This is a genomic window from Streptomyces sp. NPDC094034 (genome assembly GCF_040303865.1).
GTDB lineage: Bacteria > Actinomycetota > Actinomycetes > Streptomycetales > Streptomycetaceae > Streptomyces.
The window spans coordinates 12,251-27,450 of the sequence record NZ_JBEOUD010000038.1 but is presented as its reverse complement, the minus strand read 5'-3'; the positions used below and the strand labels follow the sequence as shown (position 1 = coordinate 27,450).

Below are 15,200 nucleotides of genomic sequence, written 5' to 3'. Positions count from 1 at the left end.
GTTCCTCCATCAAGCCATTGAGCTTCCCATTCGGGTCCGGAAACACGCACTTACCAGCTCACCCATGTCGCCGAGGATGTCGCCACCGCGGTCGACTACGTCATCACTGCGGCCGAGATATGGCACGGCCGACTCTCTTCGTCGTCTCCGCAAGGTCGAACCCGTGGAGGTTCGCCGCCACCTCGGTACGGGTTCGCCGGAACAAGTGCGCTTTGCCGAAGGATTCGTTGGAGGCGATGGTGACGCTGTTCTTCTCCTCGCGTTCGGTCGGGGCCTGGAAGAGGAGTTCGGCGGGCCTGGGAGGAACCAAGTGGCTTCCCACGTTGGGAGCAGCCCCGGAACGTGTCCCCAGTCGCCCAGGTACGTGATCCGCATCGGCGTGAGACCGCCAGGTGCCTCAGGGACCTTCAGAGGCGAACTCTGGGGCGGGCTGGGATCCTTACCGTATGGCCGTCGTCCGGCAAGAGCACCGACCTGTCCGTCCACACCCGCGAGCGCCTGAACGCCGCCGCCAAACTGAATGCAAGACGCTCGGCTGTGAAACGCCAGCCGAGCGCCTGTCTACACTGCTCAAGACTCACGGGAGCGACGACACTCGGCAAATCTGCGGCAGGGGGGCAGTGAAAGTACCCGTGGAGCTGGTCGGCACTCGTGTCACGCGCACGGCCTTCGATCACCAGGTCCGGATCAGCTTCTCTGATCAGGCCCCAGACGGGGGCATCCGCGTCGATGGTGAGCTCGTCATCGAGGCACCGCTCACCCTCACAGACGCCTCGGGCCACCAGGCCCTTCTGACGCCGGCCACCGGGCCGTCCTTGGCACCGCTGCTCGCCCTGTTCGCCAGGGTCGTCACCGAAATCGCGGTCACCGGGCAGGGCACCCTGTCGCTCCGCTTCGATGACGGTACTCGGCTCAGCGTCGAGCCGGACCCCGACTACGAGTCGTGGAACCTCACCGGCTCGGGAATCGATCCCGTCCTGGTAGGCCCAGGCGGTGAAGTCGGCTGGTCACACTGATTACCGCCGCGACCGGCACCGTCGCGGCCCCTGCCGAAGAACCGTCGGCTGGACCGCGTCGAGTCCACCCGCATCACTGCGGCCGCCGCCCCCCCCAGTCGACTTGTCGGCAGGAACAGTGGGAGAGCTTCCTGCGCCGCCGGGGCTGCGGATGGGCTGGGCGGGGGAATCGGCACGCTTCGTATGACGCGGCCCGGCGGTCGAAGTCACTGTCCGCACTGGGTGGCCCTGCGGGCGTCCTGCCGCACCGCCTGCCCGGCGCGCGGCTTTGGCGATGTGACGACCGCAGCTGACCGCCAGGTATCAGAACGCTACGACTGCTGAAGCGGAGTCGTCGTTGAGGAGCCGGCGGGCAGTGCGAACAGGGGCCAGATGCCCGCCGGGCCGGGAGCCGACGCGTTGCTGGCCTCCTTCCACGCCGTCGGGCACGAACTGGCCGACGGCGAGCCGGGCCCGGCGAACGTGGTCACCGACCGGCAGATCGGGCTGTAACTGAAGAGGAAGGCGTCGGTGCTGCACTGGACGGTGTAGTTCCCGGAATCGCACATCTTCCGCGTGAGCTGTACGCGCAGAGGACTCAGTTTGGGCTTATGTCCGTCGGCACGCCCACGGGGGGGTTGCGCGGCTTCCAGGCCATCCATCGTTCTCACTGATGTGAGGGCGTGCCCGAACTCGGCGATCGCCCCGAGATCGGATCGTTTGTGCACTACCACGGTTGGCCTGAGACCCATCAGCCCCCAGATCAGCCCCCAGACCGAATCGCTCTGGCCCTTCTGCCGGCTTGCCCTCGTCTTCCAGATACTCGCCACGCACAAACCACAGATTGCGCAGGTTCCGGGTGTCCCCGGCGGCCTCGGCCCGCCGGGCGAGTCGCTCCGCGCCCCCCAATCCCCGACTCTCTCGCGCAGCCGCACCAGGTGCCTCATGGCTTCGGTGTCTCCGGTATCAACGGCCCGCCAGTACAGGCTGGCTGCGATGCGGTAACGCTCCCAACTACTGGCCGCGCCTGCCACCGCGTTGAGGCCTGCCGTGTTGGCGGCGTGGTCGCGGACGGCGATCCGGAAGGATTCTGGCGGGACGGCGCCGCCGCAGGCGGTGCGGGCCCACCGGCCTCCTGGCGGGCGGTCAGCTCGGGGGGCCGTGTCCCAGGGTGCGTCCTGGCACCAGCGTGCCGGGCAGCAACTCGTGTGTGATCTCCGTCCGGCCCGGATTGTCCAGCGTGGACTTCATGACCGTCACGGCGCGTTGGGCCGCCCGTTCCACCGGGATGCGCAGGGTGGTGAAGCCCAGGAGGTCGATGCCCTGCATGATTCCGTCGCATCCCGTGAGCGACAGGTCGTCAGGCACCCGCACGCCGGCCGCCTGGGCGTGGGGCAGGAAGGCGATCAGCCGCCAGTCCGAAGGGAACATGGCGGCGGTGATCCGTCCCGAGCGCCGCAGGGCGATGATCTCCTGCACGCCTTCGTCCCTCCGCCCGAAGGTGGGGGCGGGGATCGCGTGCACCTGGATCCCGCGGTTCCGCAGCCGGCGGGCCATCGCGACGCCACGCCGGTTCTCGGTTACGGAGTTCTCGGCGCTGGGTGTCACCACCGCCACCGCCCGGTGTCCGTGCTCCGCGACGGCGTCCGCGAGCTGGATCGCGTTGTCCTCCTCGTCGTAGGACACGCTGTTGATCCCGGGGTGCGCTTCCGGCCGTCCGACGACGACGACCGGTACCACGTCGAGGAACGGCACCAGCATCTCGGCGCGGATGACGCCGGTCGCCACGAACATTCCGCCGACGCGCAGCCCGAGGAGGCGGTTGAGCGCCTGGCGTTCGAAGTGGGCTCCCTCGGTCCGTGATGGGGCGACCGTCACCATCTGTAGTCCGGCCCGGCTGATATGGGACTGCAACTCGCTGAAGAGCAGGCCGTACGCGGGGTTCGTGGGGTCCCGCAGCAGCAGGCCGAGGATGTCGGAGCCGTGGGCGGCCAGGGATCGCGCCATCACGTTCGGTACGTAGCCGAGCTTCTCCGCCGCGGCGTAGACCGCGTCCCGGGTCCGCGGGGACACCGGCGTTGATCCGTAGAACACGCGGGACGCGGTGGCCCGCGACACGCCCGCCGCCGTGGCGACCGCTTCCATCGTGACGTTCAGGGGCGACGTCGAGTGGGACGTGTCCGGGGGGCCTTCGGCGCCTTCGTTTGCTCGCACCCGGTCACCTTATCCACCGCGGGCCGAGGGCCGGTTCGTAGCGAGGACCGTGGCGTCGGGGGGAGACCCCGCGCACCTGCTGCCGGTACTGGCAGAGCGGTCCCGGCCAGTCGGTCTGGATGATGTCGGCGCCGTGTTCCATGAGCCGTCCCCAGCCGTCGGCCGGGTCTTCGAAGAGGGAGGTGTTGTCGTCGTGGCCGGCGAAGAGCGGGACGCCGTTCGTGAGGTTGATGGCATTGAGCAGGCAGGCCAGCCCGGCCTCGTGCATCCGCGCGACGACCTCGGGCCCGGCCAGTTCGTCCTCGTGGCCCACGGCGATGAGTTCGACCCCGACCAGGTTGATGTCCGGATCACCGACTACGGCGTCGATGTCGGCGAGGGAGCGCACCATCGGGATGAACGGGTACTTGACCGGATGCCGCCGCAGCTTCTCCAGCCAGACCGCCTCGGCCGGACTCTTGAAGACCAACTGGGGCGCCACGTCGTAGCGGTCGACAAAAGGCAGCAGGTCATCCCAGTACCACCACGACCGGTCCACGTTGAACAGCACATCGCCGTGGAAGCGTTCGAGCACCGTGTCGAGTCCCGTCACGGGGGCGTCGTGCCCGACCCATCGATACCTCAGGGCGCGGATCGCCTCGGTCGTCATCGCGCGGATGTCGATGTCGCGGTCGAACGCCTGCCGCTCGCAGCCGTCGTGAAAGAGGAAGAAGTCCCCGTCCGTCGACTCCACGATGTCGATCTCGACCATGTCGGCGCCCTGCAGTAGGGCGGCCTGGACGGCTCTGTCGGTGTTCTCCGGTACGTCACCGAGGCCCGTGCCACGGTGCACGGCGACCAGCGGGGTGCGCTCGGCGAGGTGGGTGTTCAAAAGGGAGTTGATGTCCCGGTACTGCGCCTGCCCGAACATGGGTTCCTTCCGTCAGACGAGGGATGTGTCGTGTGTGTGTTGTGAGGGCGGGGCGACGGGCGTCACCGTCGCCTCCGGCCGGCGCCGCTCCCGCTTGCGGCGCGGCCCCGTCCCGCTGCCGCGGCCGTACACGAACCAGATGGCAAGGGTGGATATGATCATGAGCAGCACGGTGTAGACGAAGGTCAGCGCCGTGGCGTCGCTGTTCCCCTGGTTCTGGGTGGCGTTCTGGATGGCGATCCCGAGCGGTTGGTACAGCGGGTGGGCGAGGAACACCGCCGTGTCGTACTCGTCAAGCAGGCCGTTGAAGTTGAGCGCCGTGACGGCGGCGGCCGCCGGGAGCACGAGGGGCAGCAGCACCCGCCGGTACGTGTGGAACGTGTTCGCGCCGAGAATGGTCGCCGCCTCTTCGAGCGAGTCGGGGACGCCCGCGTACGCCGCCTTGAGCATGCGCAGCGTGAACGGGATCTTCGCGGTGATGTAGGCGATCACCAGTAGGCCGAGTGTGCCGGACAGGACGGCGCCGCCCACGAGGGCCTGCGGCACGGAGTATGTGATGATCAGCCCCAGGGCCATGAGTGTGCTCGGCAGCACCCACGGAATGTGCAGCAGGTACTCGACGGTGACTGTCACGACATTGACGAACTTCTGCAGGATCCTGGCGACGAACAGCATCGCGACGATGACGACGGTCGCGGTCACCGCCGCGTATCCGACGCTGACCACGAACGGCCACGAGGCCGACGCGTCCGTCAGCACCCGCTGGTAGTTGGCGAGCGTGAAGCTGCTCACGTCCGGCCGGCCTGACGCGATCGCCGCGGCGTCCGTGAACGAGAAGAATACGATGAGGAGCGGCGGGATCAGATAGAGGAGGAAGAGCGCGTAAGCGAGCACGTGCACAACGGCGTTCGCCACGGGATGGTCGATGCGCTGCTTCTTCAGAGCGGAGGGAACCTTAGAGACCGAGAAGTATGTTCCCCCGGCCTGTAGGCGGTTGAGGATCCCGAGCAGCAGCAGGGAGGCGGCGCCGAGGATGAGGGCGAGGGTGGCAGCGAGGTCGCGCGACGTGGGTATCCCGGAGAATGTGAGGATCATGGGGGTGATCGTCTGGAACTCCCGTCCACCGAGGACTTGGGGCGCCGCGAAGGCGCCGAGGCCGCCGAGGAAGGTCAGGATGGTGACGGCGAACAGCGTGGGCTTGAGTACGGGCAGCACGATCTGCCGCAGGATCCGCCAGGAGGAAGCGCCCATCTGACGTGCGGCCTCGACGGTCTGCTGGTCGATCCTCGCCATGGCGGACGAGAGGAAGAGCAGATGATGACCGGTACCGGTCAGGGTCATGACGACCACAACCGCGAGCATCCCCGAGAACCACGCCGGGTCCGTACCCGGCAAGACCGACGTCAGCAGCCGTGTGACGAAACCGTTCTCGCCGTAGACGAACGAGTAGCCCGAGACGGCCATCACGCCGCCATAGACGAGCGTCGTGGCGTACCCGAGCCACAGGAAGCGGGCGCCGCGGATGGTGAAGTAGCGCGTGACGAGCACGATGAAGACGCCGACGACGTTCACCGTGACAGAGAGGACGGCGGCCAGCAGGAAGCTGTTGCGCAGGGAGTCGAGCGCACGCTGTGAGGTCCAGAGCTTCTCGAAGGCGCGGGTGCTCAGGGAGCCCTCGGGGAAGAAGATCTGCCGCAGTGTGACGACGTTCGGGTAGATCAGGAACGTGCTGACGAACCACAGCAGCGCCACACCGATGACGATGACCAAGGGGGAGCGGAACATGGTCCGTGGTGAGCCGCTCATCGCGCGGCTCCGGCGTACTGCATGACGGATGCCGGGTCGAAGACGGCCTCGACCTCCTGCCCGGTCCGCAGCCGTGGCCCGTCACCCTCCTTCAGCACGATCCGGAAGCTGTCGTGCTCGGTCCGGAGGCGATACATGCTGTGCAGTCCGTGGTAGGTGCGTGAGGTGACCGTCCCTCGGACGGGGACGCCGGTCGTCGGCCGGCCCTCGTGCGCAAGGCCGATCTTCTCGATGCGTACGTAGGAGGGCTTGGCCGGGTCGAGCCCCGAGGCACCCTGTGCGGCCAGCGATCCCACGAGTTGGGGACTGAGCTTGTTCACCTCGCCGATGAACGTGCAGACGAACTCGCTCGCGGAGCGGTTGTAGACCTCCTCGGGCGTACCCACCTGCTCGATACGCCCGCGGTTGAGCACCGCGATGCGGTCACTCATCGACAGGGCTTCCTCCTGGTCGTGAGTGACGTAGACGGTGGTGATGCCGAACTGGCTCTGCAATTCCTTGAGCTGGAAGCGCAGTTGCTGACGCAGCTTCGCGTCGAGGTTCGACAGGGGCTCGTCGAGCAGCAGGACCTTGGGACGCAGGACGAGAGCGCGTGCTATGGCGACGCGCTGCTGCTGACCGCCGGAGAGTTCTGCCACGCCCTTGGCGAGTTGCTCCCGCGAGAGGCCGACTTGCTCGGCGATCTCGTCGACGCGACGGTCGACCTCCTGCGGGGGACGTTTGCGTACCCGCATGCCGAACGCGATGTTCTCGCGCGCGCTCATGCCGGGAAACAGGGCGTAGTTCTGGAAGACCATCCCCACCTCGCGCCTGCCGCTCGGAAGGTGGGTGATCTTCTGGCCGGCGAGGAGGATGTCGCCGGCGGTGAGCTCGACGAACCCGGCGAGTGCGCGGAGCGCGGTGGTCTTACCGCAGCCCGAGGGTCCGAGAAGGGTGAAGAACTCCCCCTCCTCGACCTGGAGGGAGAAGGAGGGCAGCGCCTCGAAGCCCTGGAACCTCACCGTGACGCGGTCAAAGGTGATCATGTCGTTCCTTGGTTGAGCGGGGGTGGACGGTGCGGATCACTTGGCGAGGTACTCAAGCTCGATCTTCTCGATCCACCGGTCGAGATTGCGCGCCACGAACGACCAGTCGATCTCCTGCGCGGTGAACGAATCGGTCGCCTTGATCGCTTCAGGGTTCGCTTTCGCCAGCGCTTCCTTGTCGGTGGGAGCGGTGAAGAACTTCTGCGACCAGGCGGCCTGGACGTCGGTGCCGCCGAACCAGTCGATGAACTTCTTCGCGGCGGCGGCCTTCTTCGTACCCTTCACGAGGCCGACCTGCTGAACGACCATCGGGACACCCGTTCGCGGCCGCACGGCCTCGGTTCGGATCTTGTACTGCTGCTCCCGGGTGGCCTTGCCGGACAGCCACATCTGGCCCGCGTCGACCTTGCCGGCGGCCATCCGCGCGTAGAGGTCGGTGCCCGTCACCGCGGGCGTGCCGTTGGCGAAGTAGTCCTTCACCGCCTCCCAGCCGGCCTGGCTGACGCCGAGGTCGCCCTTGTCGTCGCGGTAGCGGCTGAGGATGCCCGCGAGCACCATCTGGGTGGTGCCACCGCCGAGTTCGGCGGGGACCTCGTACTTCTTCTTGAACTGCTCCTTGGCCCACAGGTCCGACCAGTCGGCGGGGGCCTGGCTCTGGTCCGGGTAGGCCGCCTTGTTGTAGACGAGCATGACCGGTTCACGCACGATGGGCCAGAACTGCTTCCCGGTCGCATCGCCCAGCGAGGGGTCGACGTGGCCGGACCACGAGGGTGTGTAGCTGTCGAGGACCCGCGCCTCCTTCAGTTTCTCGAAGTAGACGTTGTTGAGGCCGAACGTGACGTCCGCCACCGGGTTGCTCTTCTCGGCGAGCAGCCGGTTCTGGACGTCACCGCCACCGAGATCGACGAGCTGCACGTCGAAGCCGGCCTTCTTCGCCTCGGCCTTGAGCCAGTCGCCCCGCCCGTCGGACACGGAGTTGCTGTAGACGACGAGGCTCTGCGAGCCACCGGACCCACCGGACCCACCGGAGGAGACCGGTGAGGAGCATCCGCTGATGATCAGGGCGGTGGCGAGCACGGCCACGGTGGCCGGGATTGTCTTACGCATCGATTCATTTCCGTTCCGGCCCTGTCGGCGTAGCACGGCGGGCCCTAGGTGACGCACACGCGATGAACGCGCGTTCATATGGATTGAACGCGCGTTCATTGGCGTGCGGCGGTCTGGAAGGTGAACTTCGGGCAGTCGACCGTCGAAGAGTGACGTGCGGCGCCGCCGTATCCGGAAGCGGAATGAGCTCCGTACGTCCACCGTGGGAGTACGGATTCAAGCCGGCACGGAGGGGCCAGGGAGGCCGAGGCGGCCGACGCCGGGCTGCGCTGCCTGGTGACGGGGGGCGACGCCGGGGGCAGCTTCGAGGAACTCGTTGCGGCCCGCGAGCCTGGTGTCGTCGTCGGCCAGGACAACAACAGGTGCGTCGTCCGCGCGATCTCACCTCGCCTGTCCGCCGCACTCGCCGAGGCCGAGCACTCCCAGTCGCGGGATGTCGCTGTCTCGTGGGCCGCGCGGCACGCGGAGGACCGGCGCGTCCATCGGCATGGAGATCGCCGACGTGATCCTTTGATCAGGCACGGCGGACAGCGGCCGTCCGAGCTCAGGTGGAGCTAATGCTGTGGCCGGAAAGGTTTGCCGGGGGCTCGCGGCGTCCGGTGCGGCGCATCGCAAGGCGGAGGATCGCGCTGGTACTGGGCGTACTCGCGCGACTCCGACAACAAGGCGGCGAGGTGCCGTGCCGGGCGTCGCGAGCCGGTGAACGTTTCCGGTCACGGCACTACTAGTGCTCTGACCGCATAGAGCACTGGGTTGAGGCGGATGCCTCTCTTTCACCGAGCAGGAGCTTCGAGATGCTCGGTGCAAGGGAACCGTCGTGGAAGCACGGAGGAGTCACTGGGGCCGGGAAGGGCTTTGCCGTCGGGAGAGCCCCAGCCTGCGCCGCTCTCGGTCGAGCTCGGTGACGACGACCGTGACCTCGTCGCCGACCTGGACGGCATCTGCCGGAGTTTGAACGGGTGACCGGGCGAGTTCTCGCAGATGGACCAGTCCTTCGATTCCGTCGGCGACCTGGACGAAGACGCCGAACGGGATCAGTTTGGTGACCCGGCCAGACAGTCTCTGCCCCACCGCGATGGTGTCGGCGAATACCTGAAAGGGGTCTGGCTGCGTGGCTTTCAAGGACAGTCTTGCCTCCAGGTTCCACGTGTCGAACTGGAGGAACTCGCATGAGGCGCGCTGTCCGACCCGCACGACGTCGGAGGCTGCCTCGAAACGTCGCCAGGACAGTTCAGCGAAGGAGATAAACCCGACGCCGGGGAAGACCGGATGGTCGGGTCCGTCGTCCAGCGCAACGAACACGCCGGGCGATCGCCGGCGCTGACCGCGGGCAGGGCGTCTTCCCGGTATTGGGGCCATTGATGCAGCCGTTGGCGCTGAGCGGTTGATCGCGACTGAATTACCGCAGCGCTGTTATATTAGCGCTGTGACATCTTCACAGCGCTACCCGACCCATGGCACTCCCTGCATGAGCTTCTGGCAGTCATGGATGCCGAGATCGAGCGGGTATACGTCGAGCGTGGCATCGAGGGGGTGCGGCCGCGGTTCGCCTATCCGCTGATCCGGCTCGCCCACACCGGACCGCTGACCATTCGCGAGCTTGCGAAGTCGCTGGACCGCTCGCACTCCGCGATCAGCCAGACCATCGCCGCCATGCGCAAGGAGGATCTGGTCACCTCCGAGCCGGGGCCTGACGCCCGCACCCGGCGGATCGACCTGACAGAGCGCGGCCGGTCGCTGGTGCCGTTCCTGGAGGCAGAGTGGCGCGCCACCCACGAGACTGTCGCCGAGTTGGACAGCGAGATCCCCCACGCGATGACCACCGTCGTCGAAGAGGTTCGGCGGGCGCTGGAACGCCGGTCGATGCGGCAGCGGATCCTCCACCACCTTGTCGAGCCACCGCGATGAGGGGGCGTGTCAGTCTCCGGCTCCTTGACACCCGCCCGCTGCGTGGCAGTCAGCCGTTTCGCGACCTGTGGATCGGCACCTCGGTCTCTCAAGTCGGTGGGCAGATAGCCAACGTGGCGGTGCTGGCCCAGGTCTGGGACCTGACCGGCAGCCCGGTAGGCACCGGTGCCATCGGGCTCGCCACCGGCCTGCCGATGGTGCTGTTCGGGCTGCTCGGCGGCACGTTGGCCGATACCGTTGACCGCCGTGCGGTGGTGCGGGCCACCACCGCAGGCCAACTGCTGGCCGCCGCCGCGCTGTGTGCCCAGGCCCTGGCGGACAACCGAAACGTGCTACTGCTGCTCGCCCTGGTCGCCGTGGGGACGAGTTGCAGTGCTCTCGGAGCTCCTGCCCGCCGTACCTTCCCGGTCCGGCTGTTGCCGGGCGACCAGGTCGCGGCCGGTCTTGCGTTGACCAACGTCTCCTTCCAGGCAGCGATGCTGGCCGGGCCCGCGATGGCTGGGCTGATCATCGCCCGCTGGGATCTCTCTGCCGCATACGCAGCCCAGGCCGGGGCCATGGTCGTCTCGCTGCTCGCGGTGATCCGCCTGCCTGTCATGCGGCCCGAAGGTGCCGACGCGGCGGGCGGCAGGCGCCGGCCGGAGCGCGGCGGTTGGCGGATCGTCCTGCGTCGCCCGACGCTGTGTGGCTCGATGGCCACTGACCTGTCCGCAACGCTGCTCGCCATGCCCATCGCGCTCTTCCCGCTGGTCAACGAGATCCGCTTCGGGGGTAACCCGCAGACCCTCGGCCTGTTCCTCTCGGCCGTCGCGGTCGGGGGGATCACGGCCGGTCTGCTCTCCGGTACGGTGACGCGCTGGCGCCGAGGCGGCGTGGTGCAGTTGTCCGCAGCCGGTGTCTGGGGCCTGGCCCTGGCCTGTTTCGGTCTGGCGGGGCCGTTGTGGCTGGCGCTCGGATGCCTGGCCGTGGCGGGCGCTGCCGACACCGTGTCTGTCGTCACCCGTAGTGCCCTGGTTCAACTGCAGACCCCGGACGCGTACCGGGGGCGGGTCTCCTCGGTGGAGCACGTCATCGGTGTCGCGGGCCCCGAACTCGGCAACTTCCGTGGTGGCCTGTTGGCGTCGGCCACCTCCGCCTCCTTCTCCCTGGTCTTCGGCGGACTGTCCGCCATACTGGCGATTGCCGCCGTGGCCGCGACCAACGCGCCCCTTCGCGCCTACCGCACACCGCCTGCTCCCGCGAAGCCGACCGTCCCTGGGGCCGCCGACGGGGCGAAGCCCGCTGGTCAGGTTTCCTGATTCGCCTCCAGCCTTCAGCCCGGTGGGAGGGGTCGCATTCGCAGGGCCCTTCAGCGGGTGCCCGCAGGCAGTGGCCGAGTTCGAGTTCGGTCTTGAAGAAGTTGGTCTTGAGCCCGTTCAGGGTGTCTTCGCCGATCCTTCTGCTCAGGAGCTCCTCGGCGGCAGGTCCCGCGATCCGTCCGTCCGTCGGCGGCGATGACGTTCTCGTACCGCTCCTTCAGGACGGGGTGGCTGATGTGGGAGTACGTGGCCGGCATCCGCGCGTTGCGGTGCCCGAGGACAGCCATGATGGTCTGGATCTGAGCGCCCCCTTCGGCGAGCTGGGTGCCGACCGTGTGGCGAAACCGGTGGGCGGTCACTGTGGGGTTGCCGTTGCCGTCGACGAGTCCAGCCTTGCGGCGTCGCACTCGGCGATTGTGCCGTCCACGAGCACGTACGCGGGCCGGCCCGGCGCAGGGCGCGGGTCAGGGACGGGGGCCTTGGCCGCGAGCAGTTCGGTGACGCTGCGAACGCGCTCCCCGGTACTACCCAACGCCGCTAACGCCACCGCCAGTTGATCCCAAACGCCACGACTAGGGACACCCGAACTATGCCTTGGCCGACGTGCCCGTAGTCATGCGAGGACGGGGTGAGGCGTGACACCGAAGCTCCCCTCGTTCGTCATCGCCCAGATCCTGCTTCCGTAGCGAAGCGGGCAAAGATCTTCGACACCCTTCGGAAACCCTCGGTCCGCTTCCACGGCGGCATCTGCTGGGAGCGGGGGTCGCTTGCTGGATAGGTGCTCACGATCGCGAAGTTCGCCATGTCCAAGTCCTTCGCACCGTCGCCTGTCGGCAGCGCCGGCTTGGAGAATTCGAACACGAACAGAGCGTCAACCTTTGCTTCTGTCATCAGGTCGATCTGCGTTTCGATGTACTCGGCCTGCTCGGCTTCGTCGCGCGTCGGGACGATGCCGTCCGCCCATATTCCTGTGCCGTCCGGGTTCGCACCCTGGAGCACGATGAAGCCTCCGGCGCCCCGTGCGCCGGCACCCGCGTACTTGCAGCACCCGAACTCCATGGAGGCGATCGGCTTGCCGTACTTGCGGTATCGCCTGAATGTCGCGCGGTACTCCTTCTCCGTCTGGCTGTCCCTGTACGCGTCGAGTCCGACGATGTCGAACGGACTCCAGTCGACGTCCTCCCAAAGCCCAGCCGCGTACGACACGACGCCGTGGAAGTTCCTGCGGACATCCGCCGCATAGGAGCGGAGAGTCACGTTGAGCAACTCGGCCTTCTCCACCAGGGTCTTCTGGGCCTCGGGCGAGCCCGGCGGCGTATACGCGAGGCGTGCTTGTTCGGCCAGCCACGCGCCCCTCTCCGCGTATGAAGCGCCGGGGTAGATACCGTCGGTGAAGATCGTGAGTTCGCATCCGACGAGGAAGACGATGTCCACTCCCTCGCGTCGCAGTCGCTCGGCCGCCTGTGCCGCCTCCGCGACGTAGGTCCCCGTCTCGTCGAGGCCCGCGTTCATCTTCCACGGGTTGAAGTAGACGGTCAGACCGGCAGCGTGGGCGATTCGCGTCGCGGTCACAAGCCGGTCGATCACTTCGCCCTCTATGCGGATGGCGTTGGCGTGGAGCTCGACAGCGATCGAGTTGATGTCGTACCGGACCAGAGCCTCATCGAAGGGTTCGACAGACAGGCCCTCCGGACCGAACCTCAGACCGACGTCGTAGACGACGCCATAGTGCCTCGGCCGATGCGGGGTGGGAGTAGGGCTTTCCGCGGGGGTCGATCCGCTGACGGTGTTGAGCGCAAACGGTAGGGCGACACCGCCGGCCGAGTACCGCAGCAGTTCCCTACGGGCGATCGGGGATGAAGCCATGCTTGCCTCCGCTCGTGACTACGTGCTGGCGTGACGCGCACGGTCCTCGACCGTGCCGGTATTGGTCTGGCGGGCTCCCGCATCGGCAAGTCCGATGCAGGACCGGGGCTCGGGCAGGTCGACGAAGCCGTGGGCCTCAGCAAAGCAACCTGCGACGAGTATTGCAATACTGTGAGATTGGGTTTCAAATAATTGAACCTGGATGGCGCGGTTCGCGGCCAACGGCTCGCCGGACGGCACTGGTGGGCCGGCCTGCCCAGGTGCTGAGCGCCCCAGTTTCGGATCCAGGATCCAGGAGTGCGATGCTGGCGTATGGTCCGGCCTGGTGTGCCTTGAGCTGGCCCGCAGGCGCCAGCCGAGGGCTTCGATTGCTGAGGGGGGTGCGTCGGCCTGGCGCGGTAAGGATGGGACTGACCAGCGGCTTTGGCGCGCTTGAGTCTTGGTGTGCTGACTGTCGAACGTAACCCGGTTGTCGCATCCGGGTATCGCCGACGCAACCTTGTCGCCCTAGCGCGAAGTGTTGACTCTCGGTGCTCAGGCATCCATGCTGGCCGGAGTTCGGCCGGATCCTGGATCCGAAAATTTCCACAGGAGTGAGATGTCTGTCGCAGTGAGCATGCTTCGGCAAGTCGGCACTGGTGCTTCGGCGCCGCGCGACCGGCGCGCGACTCGCGACTGGGTGCTGCGTCAGCTGTACGAGTGGATCTTCAGTGGTGACATCGAACCCGGGGTTCCCTTGTCGGAGACGGAGCTCGCCCAGCGCGTCGGAGTCAGTCGGCAGCCGATCCGTGAAGCCTTGCGCCAACTGGAGCGCGACGGTCTTATCGAGGAGGCGGCGGGCAACGGTGCTCGGGCAGTCGTGGTGTTCGAAGAGCGGCACATCGCGGAGATCTATTCGATCCGTGCTGCGCTGGAATCAGTGAGTTTCCGCGCAGCATGCGCCCGGATCACGGAGGAGCAACTTGCCGACCTGGAGCGAGTGCAGGCCGAGTTGGAAGGCAGGCTTCGCCACGGTGCGCCGGCCCCGGGCAAGTACGACGCGGCCCCCGACTTCCGCTTCCATGAAATCGTGGCCGAGGCCGCCGGAATGCCCCAGCTCCACGGCTTCCTGGTGAACGTATGGATCAAGACGTGGGCTCTCCTCAACCAGGTGCAGCTCGCCGGCACTTATCCCAACGAAAGCGAGATCGCTGACTCCTACCGGGATCGGCGACTGCTGCTCGACCTGCTGCGGGAGCGCGACGCGGAGCGGGCCGCGGCGGCGGTCGTGACGCATGTGAATCGCCGCAAGGACCAGCTGACAGCGGCCATCGAGTCAGGAAGGGGAGAATTTCGCCTTCCCGGTGTCATCTCACCCGGCCGCGCGGCGGTCTTCGCATGATTCCCCACGAGCGAGGGAGCGCTGAGTGATGGCAGTGCATGGTGTGCTGCACGTCGGACTCACCGTGTCCGACCTGGACCGGTCGTCCGACTGGTACTGCCGCGTGTTCGGCCTGAAGGAGGTGCACAGGCAGCCGGGTGACAACGACTACACCCGCACTCTGGTGGGCATCCCGGGCGCCGCGCTGCGGGTGGCCCAACTGGCGATGCCTGACCAAGAGGCAGTGTGGCCGTCCAGTCACACGATCGAGCTCATTGAATACGTCAGACAGCCTGGCGGCCGGGTGGCCCCACTTCCCAACGACGTCGGTGCGAGCCACCTTGCGTTCGTCGTCGACGACATCGACGCCATCTGCGCGCGGGTCACAGCTTCCGGTGGAGTCTTGCGTAACCCGCCGACCGAGGTGACGGCTGGCGTCAACCGCGGGAGCCGGGCCTGCTATCTGCACGACCCCGACGGCCACACCCTCGAACTCATGGAGTACGGCGTCGAGCGGGCCGCGGCGCTGCGGGCCCGGATGACAGCTGCTTCGTAAGCACATTGGCGAAGCCGCGGGGGAGCGGCGACCACGCTGTGCGGACCTGCGCTCAATACACGCACCGCCTGGTCGGCCACTCGCGGACGAGGGCGGTCGGCCGACCTTCATCGCTTTGCCCAAGGCCCGAAACCCAACTCTGCGCACATCCGAAC

At 67.3% G+C, this 15,200-nt stretch carries 13 protein-coding genes and 1 pseudogene; 5 read left to right on the top strand and 9 right to left on the bottom strand.

The window, feature by feature from the left end:
- Nucleotides 1–214: 214 nt before the first annotated feature.
- Nucleotides 215–298, bottom strand: a pseudogene (locus ABTZ59_RS27825) (IS21-like element helper ATPase IstB); the annotation flags it as partial.
- A gap of 334 nt (nucleotides 299–632) precedes the next feature.
- Between ABTZ59_RS27825 and ABTZ59_RS27820 the strand changes: the two are divergent.
- Entirely contained in the window at nucleotides 633–1,016 is a 384-nt protein-coding gene (locus ABTZ59_RS27820) for a DUF6188 family protein (RefSeq protein WP_351418977.1), read from the top strand.
- Nucleotides 1,017–2,141: 1,125 nt separating this feature from the next.
- Here ABTZ59_RS27820 and ABTZ59_RS27815 read toward each other — a convergent pair.
- The 6 genes from ABTZ59_RS27815 to ABTZ59_RS27790 form a co-directional block, all read right to left on the bottom strand.
- Nucleotides 2,142–3,209, bottom strand: coding sequence for a LacI family DNA-binding transcriptional regulator (locus ABTZ59_RS27815; protein WP_351418974.1), 1,068 nt, complete (start codon nucleotides 3,207–3,209; stop codon nucleotides 2,142–2,144).
- 4 nt (nucleotides 3,210–3,213) lie between these two features.
- Nucleotides 3,214–4,119 carry a glycerophosphodiester phosphodiesterase family protein gene (locus tag ABTZ59_RS27810; RefSeq protein ID WP_351418970.1) on the bottom strand — a complete coding sequence of 302 codons (906 nt, stop codon included), beginning with the start codon at nucleotides 4,117–4,119 and terminating at the stop codon, nucleotides 3,214–3,216.
- A gap of 12 nt (nucleotides 4,120–4,131) precedes the next feature.
- A complete protein-coding gene (locus ABTZ59_RS27805) occupies nucleotides 4,132–5,925 on the bottom strand; it encodes an ABC transporter permease (RefSeq protein ID WP_351418967.1) in 1,794 nt (597 codons plus the stop codon).
- The gene (locus tag ABTZ59_RS27800; protein WP_351418965.1) at nucleotides 5,922–6,950 is read right to left on the bottom strand and encodes an ABC transporter ATP-binding protein; all 1,029 of its coding nucleotides are present in this window, start codon (nucleotides 6,948–6,950) and stop codon (nucleotides 5,922–5,924) included. The genes ABTZ59_RS27805 and ABTZ59_RS27800 overlap by 4 nt, the downstream gene beginning before the upstream one ends.
- Nucleotides 6,951–6,986: 36 nt before the next feature.
- Complete coding sequence (locus ABTZ59_RS27795; RefSeq protein WP_351418961.1) at nucleotides 6,987–8,057, bottom strand: extracellular solute-binding protein; 1,071 nt, start codon at nucleotides 8,055–8,057, stop codon at nucleotides 6,987–6,989.
- Between the two features lie 834 nt (nucleotides 8,058–8,891).
- On the bottom strand, nucleotides 8,892–9,416 hold the full coding sequence (locus ABTZ59_RS27790) for a S1 RNA-binding domain-containing protein (RefSeq protein ID WP_351418957.1): 525 nt from the start codon (nucleotides 9,414–9,416) through the stop codon (nucleotides 8,892–8,894).
- Nucleotides 9,417–9,542: 126 nt separating this feature from the next.
- Between ABTZ59_RS27790 and ABTZ59_RS27785 the strand changes: the two genes are divergently transcribed.
- Together ABTZ59_RS27785 and ABTZ59_RS27780 are read left to right on the top strand one after the other, a co-directional pair.
- The gene (locus tag ABTZ59_RS27785) at nucleotides 9,543–9,965 is read left to right on the top strand and encodes a MarR family winged helix-turn-helix transcriptional regulator (protein WP_351418954.1); all 423 of its coding nucleotides are present in this window, start codon (nucleotides 9,543–9,545) and stop codon (nucleotides 9,963–9,965) included.
- Complete coding sequence (locus ABTZ59_RS27780; protein ID WP_351418951.1) at nucleotides 9,962–11,263, top strand: MFS transporter; 1,302 nt, start codon at nucleotides 9,962–9,964, stop codon at nucleotides 11,261–11,263. The genes ABTZ59_RS27785 and ABTZ59_RS27780 overlap by 4 nt, the downstream gene beginning before the upstream one ends.
- Before the next feature lie 50 nt (nucleotides 11,264–11,313).
- Here the strand turns inward: ABTZ59_RS27780 and ABTZ59_RS27775 are convergent, their stop codons facing one another.
- Nucleotides 11,314–11,670, bottom strand: a complete 357-nt coding sequence (locus tag ABTZ59_RS27775; RefSeq protein WP_351418948.1) for a tyrosine-type recombinase/integrase — start codon at nucleotides 11,668–11,670, stop codon at nucleotides 11,314–11,316.
- A gap of 253 nt (nucleotides 11,671–11,923) precedes the next feature.
- A complete protein-coding gene (locus ABTZ59_RS27770; protein ID WP_351418946.1) occupies nucleotides 11,924–13,129 on the bottom strand; it encodes a glycoside hydrolase family 113 protein in 1,206 nt (401 codons plus the stop codon).
- A gap of 598 nt (nucleotides 13,130–13,727) precedes the next feature.
- Between ABTZ59_RS27770 and ABTZ59_RS27765 the strand changes: the two genes are divergently transcribed.
- Both ABTZ59_RS27765 and ABTZ59_RS27760 read left to right on the top strand, forming a co-directional pair.
- Complete coding sequence (locus tag ABTZ59_RS27765; protein ID WP_351418943.1) at nucleotides 13,728–14,510, top strand: GntR family transcriptional regulator; 783 nt, start codon at nucleotides 13,728–13,730, stop codon at nucleotides 14,508–14,510.
- A gap of 28 nt (nucleotides 14,511–14,538) precedes the next feature.
- Nucleotides 14,539–15,045: a VOC family protein gene (locus ABTZ59_RS27760; RefSeq protein ID WP_351418940.1), complete on the top strand. Its 507-nt coding sequence runs from the start codon at nucleotides 14,539–14,541 to the stop codon at nucleotides 15,043–15,045.
- The last annotated feature ends 155 nt before the right edge of the window (nucleotides 15,046–15,200 follow it).